The following is a 23,594-nucleotide window of genomic DNA, read 5'->3' as shown; positions in this document are numbered from 1 at the left end:
CTCATAACTCTAGTATAAACAGACAGCAAATTATCGGGAGAGGTACAGAATGTCCAGCGCACTCGCAATCTATTTAACTCAGGAAGCCCCCGCAAGTTATTGGAATCCAAAATCAAACTTAGTCTTTGGTGACAACAAAGCACAAATCATCTTAGTTGAAGATGAAGCTGAAAACTTGCGGCGTATTCAGAAAGCAGGCCGGACTCTGGACAACACCGGAGCAGTAACCATTGAAGCTGCCGGCAGTGACTGGAACCTGGAGCGTCAGTGGGCGTTGTCACAAGGTTTTACTTCAACCTTGTCGACCAATCAGGTTATCTGGAATAAAACTGACGAGCCTGCAGTCAAAGAACTTGATGCCATGCGTGAAGCGACTCGTTTCAGCCGTGAACTGACCAATTTGTCAGCGGAAGAAATTTACCCTGAAAGTTTGGCGCAACGTGTAACCGAACACTTTAAGGCTCTGGCGCCAGACGCCATCAGTGCGGAATTTATAAAAGGTGAAGCGCTGAAAGATGCTGGCTGGATGGGAATTTACACCGTAGGTCGTGCCAGTCAGCACGCACCAGGCTTATTGGTATTAGATTACAACCCAACCGGCGATGAGAATGCGCCAGTAGAAACTGCGTTAATAGGTAAGGGTATTACCTACGACAGTGGTGGTTACAGTATTAAGCCGAGCGAAGGCATGCTCGCTATGAAGTGCGACATGGGTGGTGCAGCTACCGTATCCGGTGCATTGTCGCTGGCAATACGCCGGGGTCTGAACAAGCGCGTGAAGCTCATTCTTTGCTGTGCCGAAAACATGATTGATGGTCGCGCGTACAAATTAGGCGACATTATTCGCTATAAAAACGGCCTGACGGTTGAAGTTGTTAATACCGATGCCGAAGGTCGTCTGGTGCTGGCCGATGGCTTACAGGCAGCGGGTGAGTTTGGTGCGAAACAGATTATTGATGCGGCAACGCTGACCGGCGCCGCGCAAATGGCGGTTGGTAATGAATACAACGCGCTGTTTAGTGTGGATGAAGTGGCTGCCACTAAAGCATTGGCTAATGCGGATAAAGAAAATGAGCTATTGTGGCGCTTACCTTTAGCCCCATGGCATAGTGAAAACTGTCCGTCAGCTTTTGCTGATACGGCAAACAGCCGCCCGCAAAAAGGCGGTGGTGCCGGTGGTGCAAGCAACGCCGCAGGCTTTTTACTGCGCTTTGCGCCGAACAGCGGCAAAGGCTGGCTGCACTTCGATTTAGCTGGCGCTTACCAAAAATCGGCGACCTCTATGTGGGCGACAGGCGCTACCGCCGCCGGTGTGCGCACCATAGCCGCAACCGTACAAGGTGATTAATTTGGCATGACCTTGCCAATTGAGAGCGTGCTGCCAGAGCTGGCGAAAGCCTTTCCGGCAGCACGTGTCGTTATTGAGGCACCGCCCGGTGCCGGCAAATCAACACAACTTCCGTTATTTCTGTTGCAGCAGGGTATTGCCGATGACGGCCTTATTGTCATGCTGCAGCCCCGGCGTGTTGCTGCGCTGAATATTGCTCATTATTTGGCTAAGCAGTTGGGAGAACCGGTGGGTGAGCAGGTCGGCTATACGGTGCGCGGCGACAGCAAGCGCAGTAAGGCAACTAAGTTACTTATCATTACGGAAGGTGTATTGGTTCGATGGCTGCAGGACGATCCTGAACTTAGCGGCATTGGCACGCTGATCTTCGATGAATTCCACGAGCGCAATTTGCACAGTGACTTAAGTCTGGCGCTGGTGATTGATGCCCTGCCATTGCGTCCGGATTTAAACCTGCTGATTATGTCGGCCACCTTGCCCGCAGAAAATCTGAAACTCTGGCTAGAGAATTACTGTGATCAGGTGCAGGTTTTGCGCAGCGAAGGCCGCAGTTATCCGGTTGAGTATCACTATCGCCCAGCATCTCATGTTACTCAATGGCTGGCTGAATTACCCAAAGTGGTTGTCGAAGCCTTTGCTGCTGCCGAAAAAGGTGTTCTGGTTTTCCTGCCGGGCGTTTATGAAATACAAAAGATTGCGACTGAACTGAGTCAGCGAATGCCGCCGGGCACAATCATCTTACCCCTGCATGGGCGTATCCCCTTGCAGCAACAGCGGCAAGTATTAAAAGCATCGGACGAAAAACGCATTATTCTGGCAACTAATATTGCCGAAACCAGCTTAACTCTGGACGGTATTGATGTGGTTGTCGACAGTGGTCGCGAGCGCCGGGCTCAGTACCTGCCTCAATACGGATTAAGCCAGTTAACGACGCAACGTATTGCTAAAGCTTCAGCAACACAGCGTGCCGGGCGTGCGGGTCGTCAGCAGGCGGGGCAATGTTTTCGTTTGTGGGCGCGCTCCGACGAGCATGGCTTTGCCGATTATGCGCCTCCGGACGTTGCCACTCAGGATTTATCAGCACTGGTACTGGATGTGTTGCGCTGGGGCAGTGAGGTGAGCCAACTGGCCTGGTTTTCTCAGCCTGACCCGGGGCATTGTGCCGCGGCGACCGATTTTTTAGCCAGTACCGGCTTAATAAGGCAGGGGCAGTTAACCGCAAAAGCCCGTCAGCTGGAGTCCGGCGGTTTTGATCCCAGAATTTTACTGGTGGCGGATGCAGCCAAAATGCTGAAGAACGAGCAGCAAGCCGCTATGGCTCGTGTTCTGGCTACACTGGAAGAGCCGCAAACTAGCATAAAAACAGCCGATCTGTCTGAACGCACCCAGCAGCATTATCAACAACGAAACCAGGCGCCTTTGTGGCAACAACGCTGGCGCTATTGGTTAAACCATTTTGGGCTGAAAGAAGCTGCAGAAACCGCAGAAGCCAGTGCAGAAGGCCTTGCCGTTGCCTTACTGCAGGGTTACCCCGACCGAGTCGCAAAGTACGATGTCAGCCGCTGCGACTTTCAACTGGCTTGTGGTGGTCGGGTCAGTGGCGACAGCAGTCGCCTTAAGCAGCCAGCCTGGGCAATTATTTTTGATGTCACCTTTCATGAGCAAGACACGATAGGCCGCAGCCGCTGCCTGTTACCTGTGGACGATGCCCAGGCGTTACTGAAAGAAGCAGGCATTCCTTTGCAGACCTTGCAAACAGCTGAATGGGTAGGTGAGCAGCAACAACTGCGACAAATAACTCGTACTCAACTGGGCTCCCTGGTACTCAGCCAGACTACTAATAGTGGACAGGTTTCCAATGAACAAAAAGCCGAAGCGTTCTGCCTGTGGTTGCGCGATAAAGGACTGGATAAACTCAACTGGAGTCAACGCGCGAAACAGCTACAACGGCGGGTCTACTGGTTGCAACAAGCCGGAGAGCTGAGCGCCTACGACATGAGCGATGCAGGATTACTTAATAGCCTGGAGCGCTGGACGGCGCCGTATTGGACGAATTTCCGGTCACTAAAACAATTGCAGCAGTGGGATCCATACGAGGCCTTGTGTTATTTTTTCGACTACTCAGAACTGCAACGTCTTAATTCGGCTTGTCCTGAATGGTGGCAAACTCCGACAGAACGTAAAGTGTTTATAAATTATCTGGACGACCCCCCCCGGGTTGAGGTCAAATTACAGGAAATGTTTGGTGTCTCTGAGTCGCCTAAAATTATCGATAACCGACAAGTTGTGACCGTTGATCTTCTGTCGCCGGCCGGGCGTTTGTTACAGCGAACCAATGATCTCGCGAGTTTCTGGCAAAATGCTTACGCCGACGTGCGCAAAGAAATGCGCGGTCGCTATCCTAAGCATCCGTGGCCCGAAGACCCTCTGAATGCAACCGCAACGTTTAAAACCAAAAGGCAGCAGTAGTGATAAAAAGTCGATGGTTTCAATACCTATTCTGGACAAGCTTTAAGATAGGGCTGGTACTTATCGCCGTTATTGGGCTTTATGCCATTTATCTGGATGCCAGTTTATCCCGTCATTTTAGTAACAAGCGCTATCAGGCCCCTGCTTTGGTTTACGCGGATGAGGTAACGCTGAGAAACAATCATCCTATGCGGCTGCAAGGGCTAGTCGGCATTCTGGAGCGAGTCGGTTATCAGCGTAATAGTAATACCGAGCAGTCGGGTTACTACTCGGTGGGTAAAAATAATGTCATGGTGCATCGTCGACCTTTCGACTTTTCCGATGGTCCGCAAATGGCGCAAAGAGTGCAAATCAACTTTCACGGCGACCGTATTAAGTCTATTAAGAGCTGGCCCAGTGGCAGAGAGCTGGAAAGCTTTCGCCTGGAACCTGAGCTAATAGGCCGCATTAGTACCTTAAGTAAAGAAGACCGTTTGTTAGTTGGGCTGGAAGTCGTGCCTAACTTACTCATTGAAACCCTATTAAAAGTTGAAGACAGAAATTTTTATCATCATCAGGGGGTATCGCCCTGGTCAATTCTAAGGGCGTTGGCTGCCAACCTGAAAGCAGGCAGGACGGTTCAGGGCGGTTCTACGCTGACTCAGCAGTTGGTCAAAAACCTCTACCTGAGCCGAGACCAGACGTTATGGCGTAAGTTTCACGAAGCCATGATGTCGCTGGTTATCGATTACCGGTTTGATAAAAACACCATATTAGAGACCTACCTGAACGAAGTGTACTTTGGCCAGGACGGAAGCAACGCTATTCACGGTATAGGACTTGCCAGTCAGTTTTATTTTGGTAAGCAGGTACAGGAGCTGAACCCAAGCGAAATTGCTTTAATGGTGGGGATGATAAAGGGGCCTTCTTATTATGACCCAAGACGCTACCCGGAGCGTGCCCGTAGCCGCAGGGACACAGTGCTTAAAGTCATGTTTGAACAGGATTTACTCGGTAAAGATAACTACGTTGCTGCGGTTGAACAGGCGCTTGACGTTAAAGAAAGCCGCCGTCTGGTTGAGCACCCGTACCCTCATTATATGGACTTAGTACGTCGGGAAATGAAGCGTATTATTCTGCCGGAAGACTGGCAGGAAACTGGGCTGAAAATCTTCACGCATTTGCAGGTGGATGCACAAAATGCAGTACAACGCTCGTTAGCACAACAGCTTATGGCTGACGGCGAAGATGAGAAGTTAGAAGGGGCAATGGTCGTTGCTGATTACCGCAACGGCACTATTAGCGCGCTCGCTGGTGGCCGCTTAAGTCAGGCTATAGGTTATAACCGGGCGTTGTTGGCACTGCGGCCAATAGGCTCATTAATGAAGCCTATTATATACGCAGCCGCGATGCAGGATTCAGACATTGGTCTGCATACGCCGGTTGCAGATGAACCCATTACTTTATCGGATAAAAAGGGAAAAGAATGGAAGCCGCAAAACTACGATAAAGAGTTTGATGGTAGTTTGCTGTTGTATGATGCGTTGGTTCAGTCGCGCAACTTACCGGCCGTTCGGGTGGGCATGGAAGTGGGTATAGACCAGTTAGTGAGTTACTTACGCGAATTGGGTGTGACAACGCCGTTACAAGCCTATCCATCGTTGACTTTAGGATCAGCATCGTTGTCTCCCGTAGCGGTGACACGAATGTACAGTGCGCTTATGAATGATGGCCGTTATCAGCCTTTAGCTGCGGTGTCGTCTATCACCACCCATCAGGGCGAAGTGCTGTATCGGCGTCAGAAGTCTGAAGCAGATGTGGTTTTCGATAAAAATGTGTCTTATCTGACTCGCTATGGTTTACGGGGAGTGGTGGCTGAGGGTACCGCAAGTCGTCTGCAACGTGCTTTAGCCGGTCAGGTAGTTGGTGGCAAGACAGGTACAACGAATGATTATCGCGACAGCTGGTTTGTTGCAGTAGATGGTGAGCACGTGGTTACGGTCTGGTTAGGTCGTGATGATAACCAGCCGGTTGGCTTAACCGGAAGTAGCGGCGCTCTCAAAGTTGTGGCGGATTTTTATGACTACTTACCGCCGTTGAGCATGGCTTTAGATGTACCGGAGCCTCTGCAGATGCAAAATTTTCACCCGACAACGGGACAGAGAATTCCTGAAGACTGCAACAATGGTCGGAAATTACCGGCTGAGGAAATCAGGCTCCCCGAGGATATTACCTGTGAAGGCACTATCCGCGAGAAAAGCTGGTGGGAACGTTTATTTGGTGGTTAAAAGCGCCCGGGCCAATACCAGGCGCTACAGCCGCAATGTTAGACTAACTTAGCAAAGGCTTTTTCAGCGGCATTCAGAGTGTTTTGAATGTCTTCTTCGCTGTGCGCTGCCGACATAAAGCCGCCTTCAAAGGCCGATGGCGCAAGATACACGCCTTGCTCTAACATGGCGTGATAAAACGTCTTAAAGTGCTCCATATTACACTGTGTGGCCTGAGCGTAAGTGGTTACTTCGGGCTCTTCAGTAAAAAAGAAACCAAACATAGAACCGGCGCGATTTGTTGTCATTGGCACGCCAGCCCGGTCAGCACGCTCCTGTAAACCGTCAAGCAGTGTGTCAACGCGTTGGTAAAGCTGGTCGTAAAGCCCTGGGGTGGATAACTGCTGTAACGCTGCCAAGCCTGCTGCCATGGCGACTGGGTTACCAGATAAGGTTCCTGCCTGATACACGGGGCCCACCGGCGCAATGTAGTCCATCACTTCCTTTTTGCCGCCAAAGGCACCAACCGGCATGCCACCGCCAATCACTTTACCTAAAGTCGTGAGGTCTGGTTTAATCTTATAGCGATCCTGAGCGCCGCCCGGAGCTACACGGAAACCGGTCATAACTTCGTCAAAAATCAGAACTGAACCGTGGTCGTCACAAATGCTGCGTAAGCCTTCCAGAAAACCGTCAACCGGTGGAATACAGTTCATGTTACCGGCTACCGGCTCAACAATAATGCAGGCAATCTCGTCGCCCATTTCAGCGAAAATCTGTTTCACCGATTCAATATCGTTGTAAGTTGCGGTTAAGGTATGTTTCGCAAAGTCTTCCGGAATGCCGGGAGAGTTAGGAACGCCCAGAGTCAAAGCACCTGAACCAGCTTTAACCAGCAAGGAGTCGGCATGACCGTGGTAGTTACCTTCAAACTTCAGAATTTTATCCCGACCAGTATAGCCGCGTGCCAGACGAATGGCAGTCATAGTGGCTTCAGTACCGGAATTCACCATACGCACTTTTTCAATAGAAGGGACTATTTTGCGAATAGTCTCCGCCATGGTGATTTCAACTTCCGTCGGTGTGCCGAAGCTCAGGCCTCGCTTGGCGGCCTGCAGGGTGGCTTCTAACACTGCCGGGTGGTTATGCCCCAAAATCATTGGGCCCCATGAGCCGACGTAATCGATATAACGTTTGCCGTCTGCATCAATCATATAAGCGCCTTCAGCACTCTCAAAGAAGATGGGGCTGCCACCAACGCCGTTAAAAGCCCGAACCGGCGAGTTAACGCCGCCAGGGATACTGATTTGTGCTTTAGTGTATAGTTCTTCTGAGCGACTCATGTCGTAACTACCTCTTTACTGTTGGCTTTTTTCGCTGTACCAGATGACATCACATTGGTGTTTATCAACCTGATCAACGACCCCAAGTGTTAATGCAAACAGAGCCATACGAATGAGAACTCCGTTGTCAGCCTGACGGAAAATAGCCAGGTTGGGGTTTTGGTTTAAGTCGTTATCCAATTCATTAGCTTCGGCGCGCGAATCCCGCGGCAAAGGATGCATGATGACCGTATTGGGTTTGTAGTGTTTAGTGTAAATGTCCTGATTTAAACGAAACTTACCGCGATACTGATCAGCGTCTTCCGGGCTGGCAAAACGTTCTTGCTGAATTCGAGTCTGATAGACAATATCAGCGTCGACAATACCGTCGACTTTTTCGGTAACAGTGACACGGTGACCTGCGTTTTCCAGCGTATCTAATACGGAGCCCGGCATAGAAAGTTCACGTGGCGAAATTAAAGTGAACTTAATGTTCTTGTACATAGAGAGTAAAGTGGACAGTGAATGTACTGTACGTCCGTACTTCAAGTCGCCAATCATGCAAATGTGCATGTTATCAATGCTCTGCTGATGGTACGCCAGTTCTTTCTGGATAGTGTAAAGGTCCAGCAATGCCTGAGTCGGATGCTCGTTTGCGCCGTCACCGCCGTTAATGACCGGTACCCGACTGCCTTCAGCAAACTCTTTTACTGAGCCCGACTTGGGGTGGCGCATGGCAATAACGTCGCTGTAGCTGCTTAATACGCGAGCGGTGTCGTACAGCGATTCACCCTTTGCAATGGCCGAGCTTTCCATGCCGGTGGTTTCGCGGACTTCGCCCCCTAACAGGTTGAACGCCGTGCCGAAGCTTACCCGGGTACGAGTCGAAGGTTCGAAGAAAAGATTACCAAGGATAGCGCCGTCAAGAACTCGAGTGCGTGTTTTACGTCGGGCGTAAGGTTGCATCTTGTCCGCAACGGAGAATATGTAGTCAATGCTGTCGCGATTGAACTGATTTACAGAAAGAATGTTGGAGCCGGTGAAATTCATCTTTGGGTGCGCCTCTGCCGCAGAATGTCACTGGGCGCACACTATAGCAAATCATGCGGCACAAGAGAATCTAATAAGGCTTAACTACCGCTAAAATGATAATAGCGAAAAGTGCCAGTACCGGGAGCTCGTTAAACACTCGGTAAAACCGGTGGCTGCGGCGGTTGGTGCCGGTTTTAAAGTCTTTCAATAGTTTGAAACAGTAACCGTGATACACAAAAAGTAGTAACACCAGTACCAGTTTAGTGTGCATCCAGCCACTGGCAGCAAACCACGCTGAGCCGTAGGCAAAAATAAGCACCACACCGAAAACGAGGGTAAGAATGGCAAAGGGGGTGACGAAATACAGTAAACGCCTTTCCATTATACAGAGTTGCTCGTCCACGGCAGGCTTGGCGTTCATTGCGTGATAAACAAACAAACGTGGTAAGTAGAAGATGCCGGCAAACCAGGCCACCATAAAAGCAATATGCAGGGCTTTAACCCAAAGTATCCATGTCATGCGAGTTCTCTCTGTAGGGCTTTACGAACAAGTTCCCAGGTAACAATGCCACAGGGCTGGCCATCATCGGTCTCATAAATGTACACAGCCCCCCGACGCTTGGGTCCAATTTCATCATACACTTCGGCCAGAGTCGATGTGACCCGAACTCCTTTGATAGGAGTGTAACTCAGGCTGGGACTGTCCCCGGCGTTTATATCATAAGTTACCAGACGATAAAGTGCCTGATTATCTTCATCGACTGACATGACAATAACGGTTTTCGCCTGCGCAGATTCAAGTGAGTCAACCAGTTCGTTCTGAGTGGGTTCAAGCAGCAATTTGAAGTCTGTTTCCATAACGTTTTCAACACCGGTTTTTTGTAATGCAACATGCACCGGGGCCAGCTGGTAAGGTAAACCCTGCAACTCTAGCTGGGAGATGAAAATGGACTTTGACTTCAGTAACTGACTGGATATCAAGTAAGCAGGCACAATAACTAACATAGCGGGAATGATAATTTCCACACTGCGAGACAACTCGACAATAGCAAGCAGAGCCGCCATGGGTGCGTGAATACAGGCCGCTAAAATGCCTGCCATTCCCAACAGAATGAAGCTGTCGAAAGACAGTGGCTGTTGAATATCCAGGCCGTTAACTGCGCCGACAAATACCGCAGCAATAATGGCTCCAATACCGAACACGGCACCAATTAAACCGCCGGGTATACCCATGCCCAAAGCAATAGCCGAGGCAAAAAGCTTTGCTATGAGTAAGGTGGTCAGCAGCGACATTTCCCCCTGATGATTCAACACCTGCTCAATGGCTGTAAGACCCGGACCTAAGCTGCTGGGAATGATGACGGCTAGCATGGCGGTAATAAGTCCGGCAAAGAGCAAGCGGGTAAGCAATGACATGTCTTGTACGGTTTCCATGACATCCAGCATAAGTTTTTTGAACAAAACCCCGACAAAACCCAGTACAACACCCAGTAGCATCACCCACGGCAGTTGCGTGGTCGGAATATCCTGGGCTGAGAGTACGGCCAGCTCTGAGGCGACTCCGAAAATTTCTTCAGTAATAAGTGAACCCGCTACCGCTGACAGCATAACCGGTATAAAAACGTGAACTTTGTATTCCCGCAGTACCACTTCCATTACCAGAACCATAGCCGCCAGCGGTGTATTAAAAGAGGCCGCGATAGCGGCGGCGATACCGCATGCGGCAAGGGTTCGTATGGCATTTTTTGGGGCGTCGAAATGAAAACCAAGCCAGGTAGCTGCAGCGGCGCCTAAATGAACTGCTGGCCCTTCGCGGCCAACACTGAAACCTGCAACCAGAGCAATTATTCCACCAAAGAACTGGTTCACGGTACTGCGCCAGGGCAGCATGCCGTAATGCTGTTTCATACGATGGATAACGTAGGGGATACCCATCCGCACGTGTTTAGATCCCGATAGCCGAAACAGAACATAAACAATGGCGGCAGCAATAATGGGGAGTAAAAAGCGGTAAGTAGTTGGTAAAGGCTGTTGCCAATAGCTACCATTGCCGACAAGATAAGCGCCTTGCTCAATCGCCAAACGGAATCCGGCAATCATAAGAGCTGCAAGAATACCGCCGGTAAGACCCATTAAACAAATGGCGATAGTGGTCGACGGGGTCGCCAGCTGTTTGCGCAGTTGCTGTCGGAATACCGAGTTAGAGGCCATTTAAAATAAGATCCTTACCTTAAACCGTGGGATGAGCTTGCATATTTATCAATAACATATCAGCATAAACGCTTGATGGAAATGAGCTGGAAGTTATGAAGCCCTATTTTAACCTGAAATACTGGCAACAGCGCTGGGGAGCTTTCCCGGTATTTGTGTTGTTGATCTGTGTTGCTGTTTTGGTTGTTTACCTGGCTTACCTAGCCGGAGTTTGGCATGCAAAAGCCTTGAAAGAAGAAGTTTCCAAACAGTCGCAACAACTTGAGCAGCTTTATCAGCGTATTGAGCAGATGGAGTATCAACGCCATGTGCTGCAAGTTGAGCTAGACATTGAGCGCTCGGCAAACCAAAGTTTGCAGGACGAGTTGAGTGCGTTACAGAACGATAATTATGGTTTACGCCGAGACTTAGCGTTTTATCAGAAGATTATGGCGCCGGAGCTACAGGAAAGCGGCGTTACGATAGACTCTTTAACGGTTACTAAGAACCGTTCAGAAAATCATTTCCATTTCTCTCTGGCGGTATTGCAAATTGAGCAGCGCCGTAACTTTGTTCAGGGGAATGTTACGGTTGAACTGGTCGGCCGCATTGATGGTAAGAAAGAGCGTTATGACTTACTGAAACTTGCCAATATAGCGCAAGATGAACGGAGCTTTTCTATGCGCTATTTCTCTTTGTACGAAGGCGACTTCTTTATGCCTGAAGGGCTTGTGCCAGAACGGGTTGAAGTAAAAGTGCAGCTAACCAAAGGTGGTAGAGGGACACTGGACCGAACCTTTTTCTGGAAAGAAATTAGCCGCGGAGATGCCAACCCCGGTGTGCGTAGTGACGGCGATACTTGACCAAAATACTCAGGTAAGAGAAAATAGCAGTAGAGTTCAACCAAGGTAGAGAAATCATGAGCAGTGCAGCAGAGCAGGCAATGCCGATTGAGTTCACTGAACAAGCGGCAAGCAAAGTGGGTAAGCTGATTGCTGAAGAAGAAAACCCAAACTTGAAGTTGCGTGTTTACGTAACCGGAGGCGGTTGTTCGGGCTTCCAATATGGTTTTACCTTTGATGAAAAGAAAAACCCGGGTGATATGGAAATAGAAAAAAACGGCGTCACCCTGCTGGTTGATCCAATGAGTTTACAGTATTTAATGGGGGGCGTGGTCAGCTACGAAGAAGGACTGCAGGGTTCACGCTTTTTTGTCGACAACCCTAATGCCACAACAACCTGTGGTTGCGGTTCGAGTTTTTCCGTTTAGGCTTTAGTTCCTTCCCTCGGGAACAGCTGAAAGTTTTCGGCTTTTCCGCTAGAATAACCTCACAATTTTTTGTGAGGTTTTTTTATGAGCGCGTACGCAGAACACATCAAGACAGTTTGTAGCCGCTTTGATAAAGCGTTAGAGGACAACAATTTTGAATCGGTACTGGTTTACTCGGGCCAGCCACGAGTTGATTTTCTCGATGATAACGCGCCGCCGTACCGGGTTAATCCGCTATTTAAATACTGGGTTCCGGTCACAGAAAGCCCCAAAAGCGCTATTTTTTATCGCAAGGGCAGCCAACGTCCTACGGTTTACTTATTTCAGGCTCGGGACTTTTGGCATGCTCCAGTGAATGTGCCGGAAGAAGAATGGCAGCAGCATGTTGATTTAAAAATTATCGACGACTTAAGCATGCTGACTGAAGACTTAGGCAGCGACTTGGAGCAGTCCGCTTTTATTGGTGAAGACTTTGCACAGCCAGTCAGTGACTGGAGAGTAAAAGCACGTAACCCGCAGGCATTGATTGATCATCTGCACTTTCACCGCTCAATAAAAACTCAATGGGAAGTGGATAATTTGCGCGAAGCCAACCGCTTAGCGGCAAAAGCCCATGTTGCAGCAAAAGAAGCCTTTTTTGCCGGTAAAAGCGAGTTGGAAATACATCATGCTTACCTTGGCGCTATCGACTTTCGTGAGTCACAGGTGCCTTACAATAGTATCGTTGCGCTGAACAGCCACTCGGCAATTTTGCATTATGACGTATACGACACTGTTCCGCCTAAGCAAATCCGTTCGTTCTTAATAGATGCTGGCGCACGCTACCGTGGTTATTGCTCCGATATAACCCGCTCATACGCTTATGAAGAAGGTTTCTACGCGAATCTGGTAGAAGCTATGGATAAAGCACAACAAGAGCTGTTGAGCGAGATTAAGCCCGGTGTGAGCTATTACGACCTGCATGTGTCGATGCATCTGAAAGTCGCGCAAATTTTAAGTGACTTTGAGTTTATTAAAGGTGATGCACAAAGCATTTATGACAAAGGTTACACCAGTGCCTTTATGCCACACGGATTAGGCCACTTTATTGGTTTGCAGGTACATGATGTTGGCGGTTTCCTGAAGGACGACAAAGGTAACAGCTACGAGCGCAGTGAGCGTCATCCGTTTTTACGCTTATTACGAGACATTGAAGTTGGCCACGTCTTCACAATTGAGCCGGGCTTATATGTGGTCGATCAGCTACTGGAAGAGCACAAAGACAGCGCAGATATTAACTGGGAGAAAGTTGATGAGCTGCGTCCATACGGCGGTGTACGTATTGAAGACAGCATCGTGGTTGGAGCCGATGGCAATGAAAACCTGACGCGTGATGCGTTTAAAGAACTGGGTGCCGAATAAAGAGTCTATTGATGTAGGACTTTAGCGCCTAAAACAACCGGATGACTGGCTCCTGTAACTTCAGGCTGGTTGCCCGGTTTTTTATGCTCGAAACACCAGCCTAACCAGGCAAAAGCGATTGCCTCAACCCATTGCGGGTCAACGCCTAAACTCGCTGTAGTATCGCATTGAATCGGCGCTAAAAGTTGAGTTAAGCGCTCCATCAATAATGGGTTTCGGGTGCCGCCACCACAAAAATAAGCCGTATCGGGTTGTTGTGGCAAGGTTGTCAGTGCATCTTTGATGCTAATAGCGGTAAGTTCGGTCAAAGTGCGCTGTACATCAGCCGGGCTAATGTTGTGTCCGGTCAATTGTCGTTGCAGCCATTTTAAGTTGAACTCCTCGCGACCCGTACTTTTGGGAGCTGGCTTAGCAAAAAACGGATGCTGCAATAAACGCTTTAGCAGGTCAGGCTGAAGTTTGCCTGCTCTCGCAAACTGAGCATTTTCATCGAAGCTTTTACTTGAGTCATTATGCTGAACCCATTGGTCGAGCAAGGTGTTGGCAGGTCCTGTATCGAAGCCCAGTATGTTGCCGTTATGGCCAAGCCAGGTGACATTGGCAATACCACCTAAATTAATCACCGCAATGCTTTGATTCTTGCGGGAAAAAACTTGCTTATGAAAAGCCGGAACCAATGGCGCACCCTGACCACCTGCGGCGATGTCTTTGCGACGAAAATCGTAAATCACATCAATACCCGTACCCAAAGCTAACCGTGTAGGGTCGCCAATTTGACAGGTGTAGGCTGGTATTGAGTTGGGCTTGTGGCGAACGGTTTGTCCGTGACTGGCTATGGCGGTAATGTCTTTTGCTGCGATACTGACTTTTTCAAGAAGCCGCTCTACTACTTTGGCACTGAGCTGGGAAAAAGCAATGTCTAAACCGGCCAGTTCATCGGCCTGCCAGTTGTCTGTGTGGCTTAAAGCCAATAAGCGAGTACGCAATTCCGGGGGGAAAGACAAAGAGTGATGAGCTTCAAGTCTGGGCGTGCCTTGCGCATCTATCTGGACCAATGCCGCGTCAACCGCATCCATACTGGTGCCCGACATCAGTCCAATATAACGCTGAAACATTACTGCATCGCCAGGTAAACGCGTCTGTTGTCGTTTAGTATGGCCATTACCTGATCCGCGTGTTGACGGAAAGCCGGTAATTCTGATTCACCCAGCGACTTGGCTTCCGGCAATTCCACCGTACGAGGGTTACGATGTACGCCGTCAACAAGGAATTCGTAGTGTAAGTGTGGACCCGTTACCCGGCCTGTCGCGCCGACGCGACCAATTACCTGACCTTGTTTAACACGGTCGCCTGTTTTCACGTGCTTACGGCTAAGGTGTAAATACTTAGTCACGTAGCGTTCGCCGTGTTGCACAAAAATATAATTACCATTCAACGAGGTATAACCAGCCGCGATAACTTTACCATCACCAGAAGACATTACTGGCGTGCCAGTAGAGGCTGCGTAATCTATACCATTGTGCGGGCGCACTCTTCCGGTAACCGGATGTAAGCGGCGAGGGTTGAAGCTCGAGCTTATGTAGGTAAAGTTAACCGGTGAACGCAGGAAGGTTTTGCGCATGGCGCGACCGTTCGGCGTATAATATTGTCCATTATCGTGAAGAATGGCCTGGAAGTTCTCGTCCCGGTTTACAAACTCTGCCGCTAAAATTTTGCCGTAGCCAACAAACTCGCCATCTACATAGTGCGTTTCATAAAGTACGCTAAATTCGTCGTTTTTACGCAAGTCTAAGGCAAAGTCGATATCCCAGCCAAAAATATTGGCAATGCGCATAATTTGGTTGTCAGTCAAACCCGAGTCGATACCGGCATTCCAGAAGCTGGAGTCAATAACGGCATGAGTGAATTCTGTACGAACTTCAACTTTTTTAGTTTCGATTTCAGCAACAAAGCTGTCGTTTTGACGAGTGATAATAAGCGTTTCTGTATCGTTTATCTGGTGCGCTAGCTGCACCAGGTTATCGTCACTGTCAGTCGCAAAGCGAAGCAAATCGCCAGGGTGAACTTTACGAAGATATTTGGCTTCATCGCCGGACTCGGTAACGCGATACAGTTGCTGGGCACTAAAGCCTACTTTGCTAAATATTTTAGCTAAGCTGTCACCCGATTTAATCTGATAGGTTTGCCATGTCAGCTCTGAGTTTTCGGTACTTTCATCTGAGCTGGGTTGCTCAAAAGCTAAATCGAGCTGGTAACGTTTACCTGGCATCAACTGCTCTGCTGAAGTACTGTTCTTAGATGCCGTGGCAGGTTCCGACGGAATGATCAGTAATAGCAAGAGGGCAACGCTGATCGCACTGATCAGAATTTTATGAGAATGCGGAAGTTGCAGAAACATCCGCTGAATTTTGGTGACAGATTTTAATGTCATATTATAGCGCACTTCACTTTCTTTATTGTGATTATCCAGTAAACATGTGTTAGCAAACACGGGGATTACCGCACCTGTTTACGACCACGGAATAACCTTATGGTTTCGAGGATAATACGAAAAAATGAAGAATACCAGATCATTGAGCTTAAAACAGCGGTAATAATGGCGTAAAATGGCTGGTTTATGAGTTTTTACAGTTGGAGATGAGGATGAAAACCGAAGTGGCGGAAGCTATTGCCGAGATTACTCGCGGTGCCGAAGAAGTTTTACTCGAGCAGGAACTGGCTGAGAAGTTGGCCAGTGGTAAGCCACTGACAGTGAAAGCTGGCTTTGACCCAACGGCACCTGATTTACACTTGGGACACACTGTTTTAATCAACAAGCTGAGAGTATTTCAGGACTTTGGTCATAAAGTGGTTTTCCTTATAGGTGATTTCACCGGCATGATAGGTGACCCTACAGGTAAGAATGTGACCAGAAAGCCGCTGACCACGGAACAGGTTATTGCTAACGCTGAAACTTATAAAGAACAGGTTTTTAAAATTCTCGATCCGGCTAAAACCGAAATCCGTTTTAACTCCGAATGGATGTCGAAAATGGGGGCAGCCGATATGATTAAACTGGCTGCGCGCCAGACCGTAGCCCGTATGTTAGAACGTGATGATTTTAAAAAACGCTACCAGAACAATCAGTCGATAGCTATTCACGAGTTTTTATACCCATTGGTTCAGGGCTGGGATTCGGTTGAATTAAAAGCTGACGTTGAGCTGGGCGGAACCGACCAGCGCTTCAACCTGCTCATGGGGCGCGAACTGCAAAAAGAAGAAGGGCAGCGTCCACAAACTGTCATTATGACGCCGTTACTGGAAGGGCTGGACGGTGTGCAGAAAATGTCAAAATCGCTGAATAACTATATTGGCATTACGGAACCGGCAAATGACATGTTTGGTAAAATTATGTCGGTGTCAGATGAGCTCATGTGGCGTTACTTCCAGTTACTCAGCTTTCGTTCCATTACCGAAATTGACGAACTGAAAGCGGCTGTAGCCGACGGCAAAAACCCACGTGATGTGAAAGTTTTGCTGGCAAAAGAAATCATCGCTCGCTTTCACTCGGAAGACGACGCTGAGAAAGCCGAACAGGATTTTATCCAGCGTTTCCAGAAAAATGCTTTACCGGACGATATTCCGGAAAAGACGGTGCAAGTCGGAGCTGAGGGAATGGCAATAGGTAATGTGCTAAAAGAAGCCGGCTTGGTTGAGTCCACCTCGGAAGCGTTACGAATGATAAAACAAAATGCCGTTAAAGTGGATGGCGAGAAATTCAGTGATTCGCGTTACCTGTGCACAGAAAAGGACTCTGGAGTATATCAGGTGGGTAAACGTCGCTTCGCTAAAATTAACTTAACGGCGTAACAGCGTTAATTATTGAGGCAATAAAACCGTGAAATATAAAAAGGCGCCTTTAAAGAGCGCCTTTTTTGTTTCTGCAGTTCAGAGGTTTTTGCTTTAGACTCTGAAACTCTTAATTGAGTCCTGGAGCTCATCGGCCAGTTTAGCGACTTCGTTAGACGCTTGAGCTGTTTGTTTGGAACCAGAAGCCGTTTGTTCGGCAATGGAAACAATAGACTCAAGACGCTCGCTGATATCCTGCGCAGTACTGCTTTGCTCTTTCGCTGCATTAGCAATATGGTTACTGCTGTCAGACGCCTGATGCACTGACTCAGTAATAGATTGAAGTGCCTGAGCTGCTTCATCGGATTGCTGCACACTGAGTTCAGCTTGCTCGCGGCCTTTATTCATAACGGTAACCGCTCGCTGAGAGTCATTCTGAAGATTCTCAATCATATCCTGAATTTCTTCGGTGGACTCTTGAGTACGGCTTGCCAGAGTGCGAACTTCATCAGCAACAACCGCAAATCCGCGACCTTGCTCACCGGCACGTGCCGCTTCAATGGCCGCGTTCAGTGCAAGCAAGTTGGTCTGGTCGGCAATACCGCGAATAACATCCAGAATGCCACCAATGTTTTTGCTGTTTTCTGACAACTGATCGATAACTTCCGAGGCGCCTTTAATTTCACTAGCCAGGCCTTCGATAGTCGCACGGTTTTTGTCTGAAATTTGACGAACACGTTTGGCTTCATCATCAGAGTGCTGAATTTCGCGTAAGGCCTGTTCTGCACCGTCGGCCATTTCGCTGGCCGTACTGTTCATTTCCTGAGTGGCCGTGGCTACTTGCTCAATCTGACGGCGTTGTTCGTCAATGGCGTTAGTTGTCTCGTCAGAAACATTGGAAGATTGCTCCGCGGCCGTAGCCAGCTGAGTGGCGCGGTTCGCAATACCTTCAATAAGTTTACGTAAATTACCGGTCAGTTTATTGGTGTTTGAGGCGAGCTCACCAAATTCGTCCTGAGCGTTATAGTCAACACGTTCGGTTAAGTTACCATCCGCCATAATGTTCAGCATGTGGTTAACGCGTGACAATGGACGGCTGATGCTACGTACGGTGTACCATGAAATAAGCACAGCCAGAGCAATAGAAATAATGGTGATGATACTATTGAGCCAGCTACTGGTAGAGATAGAGTCTGTTACTGAAACACGAGTACCGTCTGCTATTCCACGAACCGCAGTTTGCAGACGATCAGCCTCAGCCATCAGTTTATTCAGTTGAATTTCTGACTTATCCAGAGAGTCTTCAGAATCTAAACGCAGCTGTTGGCGGCGAATGACATTGTCCGGATAGGAACCTGCGCCCTGAAGGCTGTCGAGTGCGTCACGAACTGTTCCAATCGCGTCATCAACCATGGCTTCTGTGCCACCAGTTGCCTCGTTGTCTAAAGCTTCAAGACGAGGGCGGATACTGTCAATATTAATATCGATTTCACTGCGAATGATTTGAGCGCTGTCTAATTTATTAGCTTTGTTCAAGTCATACATTAAGGTGATAAGGCTGGACAGTGACGACTCAATATTACTGGCTTCACGAGAGATGACTTCGTTGTTAGAGGCATCCATGGTATCCAGTAGCATAATAGCCGCATCATCGATATTGAATGCAATTTCATCTAACTGAGAGGCGGTAACACTTTGTAGTTGCAGATACTCGCTGTGCTGATTGAACAAAAGCTCGATCAGATTGACGTATTGGCGCGAGTCTTTTTCCAAAGCGCTAATTTCGTCGCTTTGACCGTTACCCTGAATAAGTTCTTTAAGTTTATCAAGAGAGGCAAAAAGCAATTTGTTCGATTCATTGAATTCTTTTTTGTGGGCTTCAACCTGTTCTAAACTTTCATCATAAAAAGTTTCTAACTGAACTGTACCCAGCTCGAGAATATCGACTTTAATAGCCGAGACTTGATTCAGTGCCGGAACCGCCTCATCGTTGAGTTTATCAACTGACGAACCTATGCTGTTGATATTAAACAACGAGCTTAAGCTAATGATGAGTAACAGCAAAGTAATGATGGCAAAACCACCGATAACTCGCATGGCAACAGTAATTTTCATGAAACTTTCCTCAGCACTGCATAATTATTATTGTCACTTTCCGGTCAAAGCCGGTTCATGAAAGAAGGTTTTATTCTCAACGCTATATAACGTCATATACTGACCCCAGACACAGCCAGTATCCAGCGCTATCACATCCTGACGCCGGGTTTCGCCCATTAGCGCAGCCCAATGCCCGAATAATACTCGATTCTCGGATTCTGACCAAAAGTTAAACCATGGCTTATACGAATCCTGCGATGAACGTTCATATGGATTATCTTTTTGGGAAAAATCCAGTTCACCTTCCGGATTACAGTAACGCATTCGGGTAAACGCGTTCACTATAAAACGGTATCGGTCAAAACCTTGCAGACTTGAGTCCCATTTTTCCGGCGAGTTGCCAAATAACTGCTGCATAAAGTTTTTAAACTCATTGCCAGTAAGAACTTTTGTCACTTCCTGTGCGTATTGACTGGCTTGTTTGAGTGTCCACCATGGGTAAATACCAGCGTGAGTTATTACCGTATTGTGCTCTTCTAGCTGATGCATCAAAGGTTGGTGACGCAACCACTCTAACCAGTCATAGCGATCACTGTCTTCTAATAACGCATTGAGTTTGTCTTTTGGGTTAGGCTGGCGATAACCCAGCAACACTGCCATTAAGTTTAAATCGTGATTACCTAATACGCTGTGTACCGAGTTACTGTTCTCATAGAAAAAACGCAACGCATCGCGCGAACTGGGGCCGCGCGCGACAATATCACCTACACACCATAAAGAGTCGTTTGCAGGGTTAAAGCTGACTTGGGTAAGCAGAGCTTCAAGTTCACGGAAGCAACCCTGGATATCACCGACAACGTAATTGCTCATAATTAATGAATAATATTAGGGATGGCCAGCCGGAACGAAGGAATAGGTGCTTTAAACTGCGAGCCCTGTTCATCTATCATTAGGTAATGCCCTTCCATAGTGCCTATAGGCGTAGCCAGAACGGTACCGCTGGTATAACTGAATGATTCACCGGCAGCCAGTTTAGGCTGTTGTCCGACTACACCGTCACCGGCTACCCGGGTAATTTTATTGTCTGCGTCGGTAATGCGCCATTCGCGGGCAAGCAACTGCACTAACTGGCTGGACTCATTGGTTATGGTTATGGTGTAAGAAAATACATATTGTCCGGCATCAGGGTTTGACTGCGCCGCTAAATATTGCGTTTTTACATCAATTTCAATTTTACTGACTGTCATTCTTTTCCGCTTGTTTTGTGAGCGAGTGTTCAGTGAGCCAGTCGGATATCCTGCAGTAATCGTCTACAGAGAGCGTCTCCGGCCTTGCGCCCGGGTCAATACCAAGGGCTTCCATCTGCTCTGCAGGAACCAACTGTTTAAGGTTGTTTCTTATTGTTTTACGGCGTTGGTTAAACGCTGTCAAACATAAGCTATGCAGTTGCGCTTTATCTTTAACTGGGTGTGGGCTTTCGGCATAGGGTTCTAACCGAACCACCGATGACTCTACTTTCGGTGGTGGTGTAAATGCCGACGGTGGTACGGCAACCACTGGAGTGACCTTGCAGGCTTGCTGCACACCAACGCTGATTCTGCCATAACTTTTTGAGCCAGGCTCCGCCGCTAAGCGATCAACCACTTCTTTTTGCAGCATAAAGTGCATATCTTTTACATCATCGGCAAACTTCAGCAGATGAAAGATAAGCGGTGTAGAAATGTTATAGGGTAGATTGCCGAATACTCGTGCCGGACCCTCTTCGGCAAACTGGCTAAAATCTATGCTTAGCGCATCGGCTTGAATCACTTCCAGTTTTGAACTTAAAAAAGGGTGATGCTGAAGCCTTTCAACTAAGTCACGGTCAATTTCGATAACTTTTAAATGGCCACTGCGATCTACCGTCGGCTCAGTTAATGCCGCTAAACCCGGGCCAATTTCTATTAGGTTTTCACCGGGCAAAGGGTTAATGGCATCAACAATCTGCTCAATAATATAGTCGTCATTCAGGAAGTTCTGGCCAAACCGTTTACGTGCCCGGTGGCCCAAGTGGGTTTTACTTCCGCCCTGGTGTTTATTCCCACCTTGGTTTTTACTCATAATACGCTGCTCTTGCCATATCTATAGCGGTCTGCATTGCCAGGCGGCAACTACCGTCGCTAATCTTGCCAGACCCGGCCAGCTCAAGTGCTGTACCGTGATCAACAGAAGTCCGGATATAAGGTAACCCGAGTGTAATGTTTACGGCCTGCCCGAAACCTTTATATTTTAGCACCGGAAGACCCTGATCGTGATACATAGCAACTACCGCACTAGCATCTTCAAGGTACTTTGGCTGAAAAATGGTATCTGCGGGATACGGGCCGTGCAAGTTCATGCCTTGCTTTTTAAGTTGTTCCAGAACCGGAATAATAATGTCTATTTCTTCCCTGCCTAAATGTCCCGACTCTCCCGCATGAGGGTTTAATCCGCAAACCAATATTTTGGGCGACGACTCGCCGAATTTCTTAGTCAGATCGTTATGCAGTATGGTAATAATGTTGGTCAGACGCTCCGCGGTAACGGCTTTTGCCACATAGGCCAGTGGAATGTGAGTCGTAACCAGCGCCACACGCAGGCCTTCTGTAGCCAACATCATAACGACATCATTGCAGTTCGCTTCATGAGCTAAAAATTCAGTGTGTCCTGAAAACGCCACGCCGGCTTGATTAATCACACCTTTGTGTACAGGGCCGGTAACAATGGCATCGAACTCGCCTGAGAGATTACCGTCAGAGGCTCTTTTTAAGCAATCAACCACATAATGACCGTTGGCTGTGCATAACTCGCCGGGAATCACGTCTTCGCATACTGGAATATGTTCTACCCAAAGGTGTCCGGGTTCATGTTGCGGCAGTTCTTCACCTTTTCTATACCTATGCAGAGTAATAGGAAGGTTCAATTGCTCGGCGCGTTGCTTCAGTAAATTTTTATCTGCACAGACAACGACAGCAGCCGACCAGGGCTGCTGCGCTATTTTTATAATTAAGTCCGGGCCAATACCTGCGGGCTCACCCGGTGTAAATACAAGAGTTGGTATACTCACTCAGCAACTCTTCTGATAAACGCCTGGTCGCGAATTTCTTGCTGCCAGTTATCAAGCTCTTCGCGGAATTTACGGCTAAACAGCATTTGGTATGCGCGTTCTTGCTTGTTTTCTTCAGTGGCATCCAGAGTTCTGCGGCCGGTAACTTCTACAATGTGCCAGCCAAACTGTGTGCTGAAAGGTTCACTTATTGTGTCTTGTTCAATGCTTTCTACTTTTTGTTTGAATTCCGGTGCGTATTTATTTGGACGAGCCCAGCCCAAATCGCCGCCACGAGAGGCCGAGCCAGGGTCAGCTGAGTGTTCACGTGCAAGTTCAGCAAAAGTCTTTTCGCCACTGGCAATTTGCTCACGGTATTTATTAAGCATCTCTTTCGCTTTGTTGTCTGACAAAATAACGGAAGGCTTAATTAAAATATGACGAGCTTTAACTTCCTGTACTTCGACTGTTTGCTCTCCGCGCTTATCCTGTACTTTCAAAATATGAAAGCCGATACCACTGCGGATTGGGCCGACAACGTCACCTACAGACTTCCCATCTACAGCTTCCGCAAACAAGGTCGGCATGCCATTAACTGTCATCCAGCCCAGGTCACCGCCATCCAATGCCGCAGAACCGGAGGAGGAACGTACCGCCAAATCAGCAAAGTCACTACCTTTGTCCAGTAAATTCAAAACTGTGTTGGCACGCTCTTTGGCTTTTTCAAGTTCGGCTTGTGATGAGTTTGAGTCAGCGGAAATCAGAATTTGAGCCAAACGATACTCTGTCTGAACTTCCTGGTTGCTCTCTATGAGTTTCACCAGGTTATTAATTTCTTGTGGCGTGATAGAAACACGTTGTTGTACAGCTGCTCGTTGAACTTGCTGGATAACCAACTCGTTACGAATGTTTTCGCGGTAGGCCGCCCAGCTCATACCACTACTGACCATGTTTTCCCGAAGCTCAGCTGTTGTAAGGTCTTGGTTATTTGCTATTTCGTTGATGGCTTGCTCTAACTGGTTGTCGTCAATCTCGATACCCATGCGGTTAGCCATTTGCAACTGAATTTCCTGCAGAATCAGGCGTTCTATAGCCTGAGTTTCCAGAACTTCGTCTGAAGGCGCGTTACTCGAGTTGAAGTTCTGACCGTTCTTAACTTGTTGGATAAGTTGGTCAATCTGGCTTTGCAGCACCACGCCGTCATCCACTACGACGACAACGCGATCCAGTATTTGCTGAGCCTGAACGGTGTTATTCAGCAAAAAAGACGATGCAATCAGCACAGCTGCTGAACAAAACGATGCAATTTTTTTCATTATACCTACCA

At 48.2% G+C, this 23,594-nt stretch carries 19 protein-coding genes; 7 read left to right on the top strand and 12 right to left on the bottom strand.

Annotation, left to right across the window (positions count from 1 at the left end):
- Positions 1-49 precede the first annotated feature (49 nt).
- Genes pepB through mrcB form a run of 3 tightly spaced genes read left to right on the top strand, consistent with a single transcriptional unit; the run spans position 50 to position 6,084 of the window.
- Complete coding sequence (pepB, locus tag IL_RS11530; protein ID WP_011235475.1) at positions 50-1,348, top strand: aminopeptidase PepB; 1,299 nt, start codon at positions 50-52, stop codon at positions 1,346-1,348.
- Positions 1,349-1,354: 6 nt separating this feature from the next.
- Positions 1,355-3,817, top strand: coding sequence for an ATP-dependent helicase HrpB (gene hrpB / locus IL_RS11525; RefSeq protein ID WP_011235474.1), 2,463 nt, complete (start codon positions 1,355-1,357; stop codon positions 3,815-3,817).
- Positions 3,817-6,084: a penicillin-binding protein 1B gene (gene mrcB / locus IL_RS11520; protein ID WP_011235473.1), complete on the top strand. Its 2,268-nt coding sequence runs from the start codon at positions 3,817-3,819 to the stop codon at positions 6,082-6,084. The genes hrpB and mrcB overlap by 1 nt, the downstream gene beginning before the upstream one ends.
- 38 nt (positions 6,085-6,122) lie before the next feature.
- Here mrcB and hemL read toward each other — a convergent pair whose 3' ends face one another.
- The 4 genes from hemL to IL_RS11500 form a co-directional block, all read right to left on the bottom strand.
- The gene (gene hemL, locus IL_RS11515; protein ID WP_011235472.1) at positions 6,123-7,406 is read right to left on the bottom strand and encodes a glutamate-1-semialdehyde 2,1-aminomutase; all 1,284 of its coding nucleotides are present in this window, start codon (positions 7,404-7,406) and stop codon (positions 6,123-6,125) included.
- A gap of 15 nt (positions 7,407-7,421) precedes the next feature.
- Entirely contained in the window at positions 7,422-8,435 is a 1,014-nt protein-coding gene (locus IL_RS11510; RefSeq protein WP_011235471.1) for an aspartate carbamoyltransferase, read from the bottom strand.
- Positions 8,436-8,505: 70 nt separating this feature from the next.
- Positions 8,506-8,937, bottom strand: coding sequence for a protoporphyrinogen oxidase HemJ (gene hemJ / locus IL_RS11505; RefSeq protein WP_011235470.1), 432 nt, complete (start codon positions 8,935-8,937; stop codon positions 8,506-8,508).
- A complete protein-coding gene (locus IL_RS11500; RefSeq protein WP_011235469.1) occupies positions 8,934-10,628 on the bottom strand; it encodes a chloride channel protein in 1,695 nt (564 codons plus the stop codon). Before IL_RS11500 ends, hemJ begins: the two co-directional genes overlap by 4 nt.
- Before the next feature lie 95 nt (positions 10,629-10,723).
- On the opposite strand from IL_RS11500, the gene IL_RS11495 reads away from it, so the two are divergent.
- The 3 genes from IL_RS11495 (at position 10,724) to pepQ (ending at position 13,278) form a co-directional block, all read left to right on the top strand.
- Entirely contained in the window at positions 10,724-11,470 is a 747-nt protein-coding gene (locus tag IL_RS11495; RefSeq protein WP_011235468.1) for a DUF6776 family protein, read from the top strand.
- Between the two features lie 56 nt (positions 11,471-11,526).
- Entirely contained in the window at positions 11,527-11,877 is a 351-nt protein-coding gene (gene erpA, locus IL_RS11490; protein ID WP_011235467.1) for an iron-sulfur cluster insertion protein ErpA, read from the top strand.
- An 84-nt stretch (positions 11,878-11,961) separates the two neighbouring features.
- Positions 11,962-13,278: a Xaa-Pro dipeptidase gene (gene pepQ, locus IL_RS11485; protein ID WP_011235466.1), complete on the top strand. Its 1,317-nt coding sequence runs from the start codon at positions 11,962-11,964 to the stop codon at positions 13,276-13,278.
- 5 nt (positions 13,279-13,283) lie between these two features.
- On the opposite strand, the gene IL_RS11480 is transcribed toward pepQ, so the two are convergent.
- The gene (locus tag IL_RS11480) at positions 13,284-14,393 is read right to left on the bottom strand and encodes an anhydro-N-acetylmuramic acid kinase (protein WP_011235465.1); all 1,110 of its coding nucleotides are present in this window, start codon (positions 14,391-14,393) and stop codon (positions 13,284-13,286) included.
- A complete protein-coding gene (locus IL_RS11475; protein ID WP_370543306.1) occupies positions 14,393-15,676 on the bottom strand; it encodes an OapA family protein in 1,284 nt (427 codons plus the stop codon). Before IL_RS11475 ends, IL_RS11480 begins: the two co-directional genes overlap by 1 nt.
- 245 nt (positions 15,677-15,921) lie before the next feature.
- On the opposite strand from IL_RS11475, the gene tyrS reads away from it, so the two are divergent.
- Positions 15,922-17,127, top strand: a complete 1,206-nt coding sequence (gene tyrS / locus IL_RS11470; RefSeq protein WP_011235463.1) for a tyrosine--tRNA ligase — start codon at positions 15,922-15,924, stop codon at positions 17,125-17,127.
- Between the two features lie 93 nt (positions 17,128-17,220).
- Here the strand turns inward: tyrS and IL_RS11465 are convergent, their stop codons facing one another.
- The 6 genes from IL_RS11465 to surA are packed head-to-tail and all read right to left on the bottom strand — an operon-like array spanning position 17,221 to position 23,583.
- Positions 17,221-19,221: a methyl-accepting chemotaxis protein gene (locus tag IL_RS11465; protein WP_011235462.1), complete on the bottom strand. Its 2,001-nt coding sequence runs from the start codon at positions 19,219-19,221 to the stop codon at positions 17,221-17,223.
- Between the two features lie 33 nt (positions 19,222-19,254).
- Positions 19,255-20,073, bottom strand: a complete 819-nt coding sequence (locus IL_RS11460) for a symmetrical bis(5'-nucleosyl)-tetraphosphatase (RefSeq protein ID WP_011235461.1) — start codon at positions 20,071-20,073, stop codon at positions 19,255-19,257.
- Between the two features lie 2 nt (positions 20,074-20,075).
- Positions 20,076-20,450 (bottom strand): Co2+/Mg2+ efflux protein ApaG, encoded by a 375-nt coding sequence (gene apaG / locus IL_RS11455; protein ID WP_011235460.1) that lies wholly within the window; start codon positions 20,448-20,450, stop codon positions 20,076-20,078.
- Entirely contained in the window at positions 20,437-21,303 is an 867-nt protein-coding gene (rsmA, locus tag IL_RS11450) for a 16S rRNA (adenine(1518)-N(6)/adenine(1519)-N(6))-dimethyltransferase RsmA (protein ID WP_011235459.1), read from the bottom strand. Before rsmA ends, apaG begins: the two co-directional genes overlap by 14 nt.
- A complete protein-coding gene (gene pdxA / locus IL_RS11445; RefSeq protein ID WP_011235458.1) occupies positions 21,296-22,288 on the bottom strand; it encodes a 4-hydroxythreonine-4-phosphate dehydrogenase PdxA in 993 nt (330 codons plus the stop codon). The genes rsmA and pdxA overlap by 8 nt, the downstream gene beginning before the upstream one ends.
- Positions 22,285-23,583: a peptidylprolyl isomerase SurA gene (surA, locus tag IL_RS11440; protein ID WP_011235457.1), complete on the bottom strand. Its 1,299-nt coding sequence runs from the start codon at positions 23,581-23,583 to the stop codon at positions 22,285-22,287. The genes pdxA and surA overlap by 4 nt, the downstream gene beginning before the upstream one ends.
- Between the last annotated feature and the right edge of the window lie 11 nt (positions 23,584-23,594).

This window comes from Idiomarina loihiensis L2TR, assembly GCF_000008465.1.
Classification (GTDB): Bacteria; Pseudomonadota; Gammaproteobacteria; order Enterobacterales; family Alteromonadaceae; genus Idiomarina; species Idiomarina loihiensis.
The sequence above is the reverse complement of the archived record's forward strand: the minus strand, read 5'-3'. Positions and strand labels throughout refer to the sequence as shown.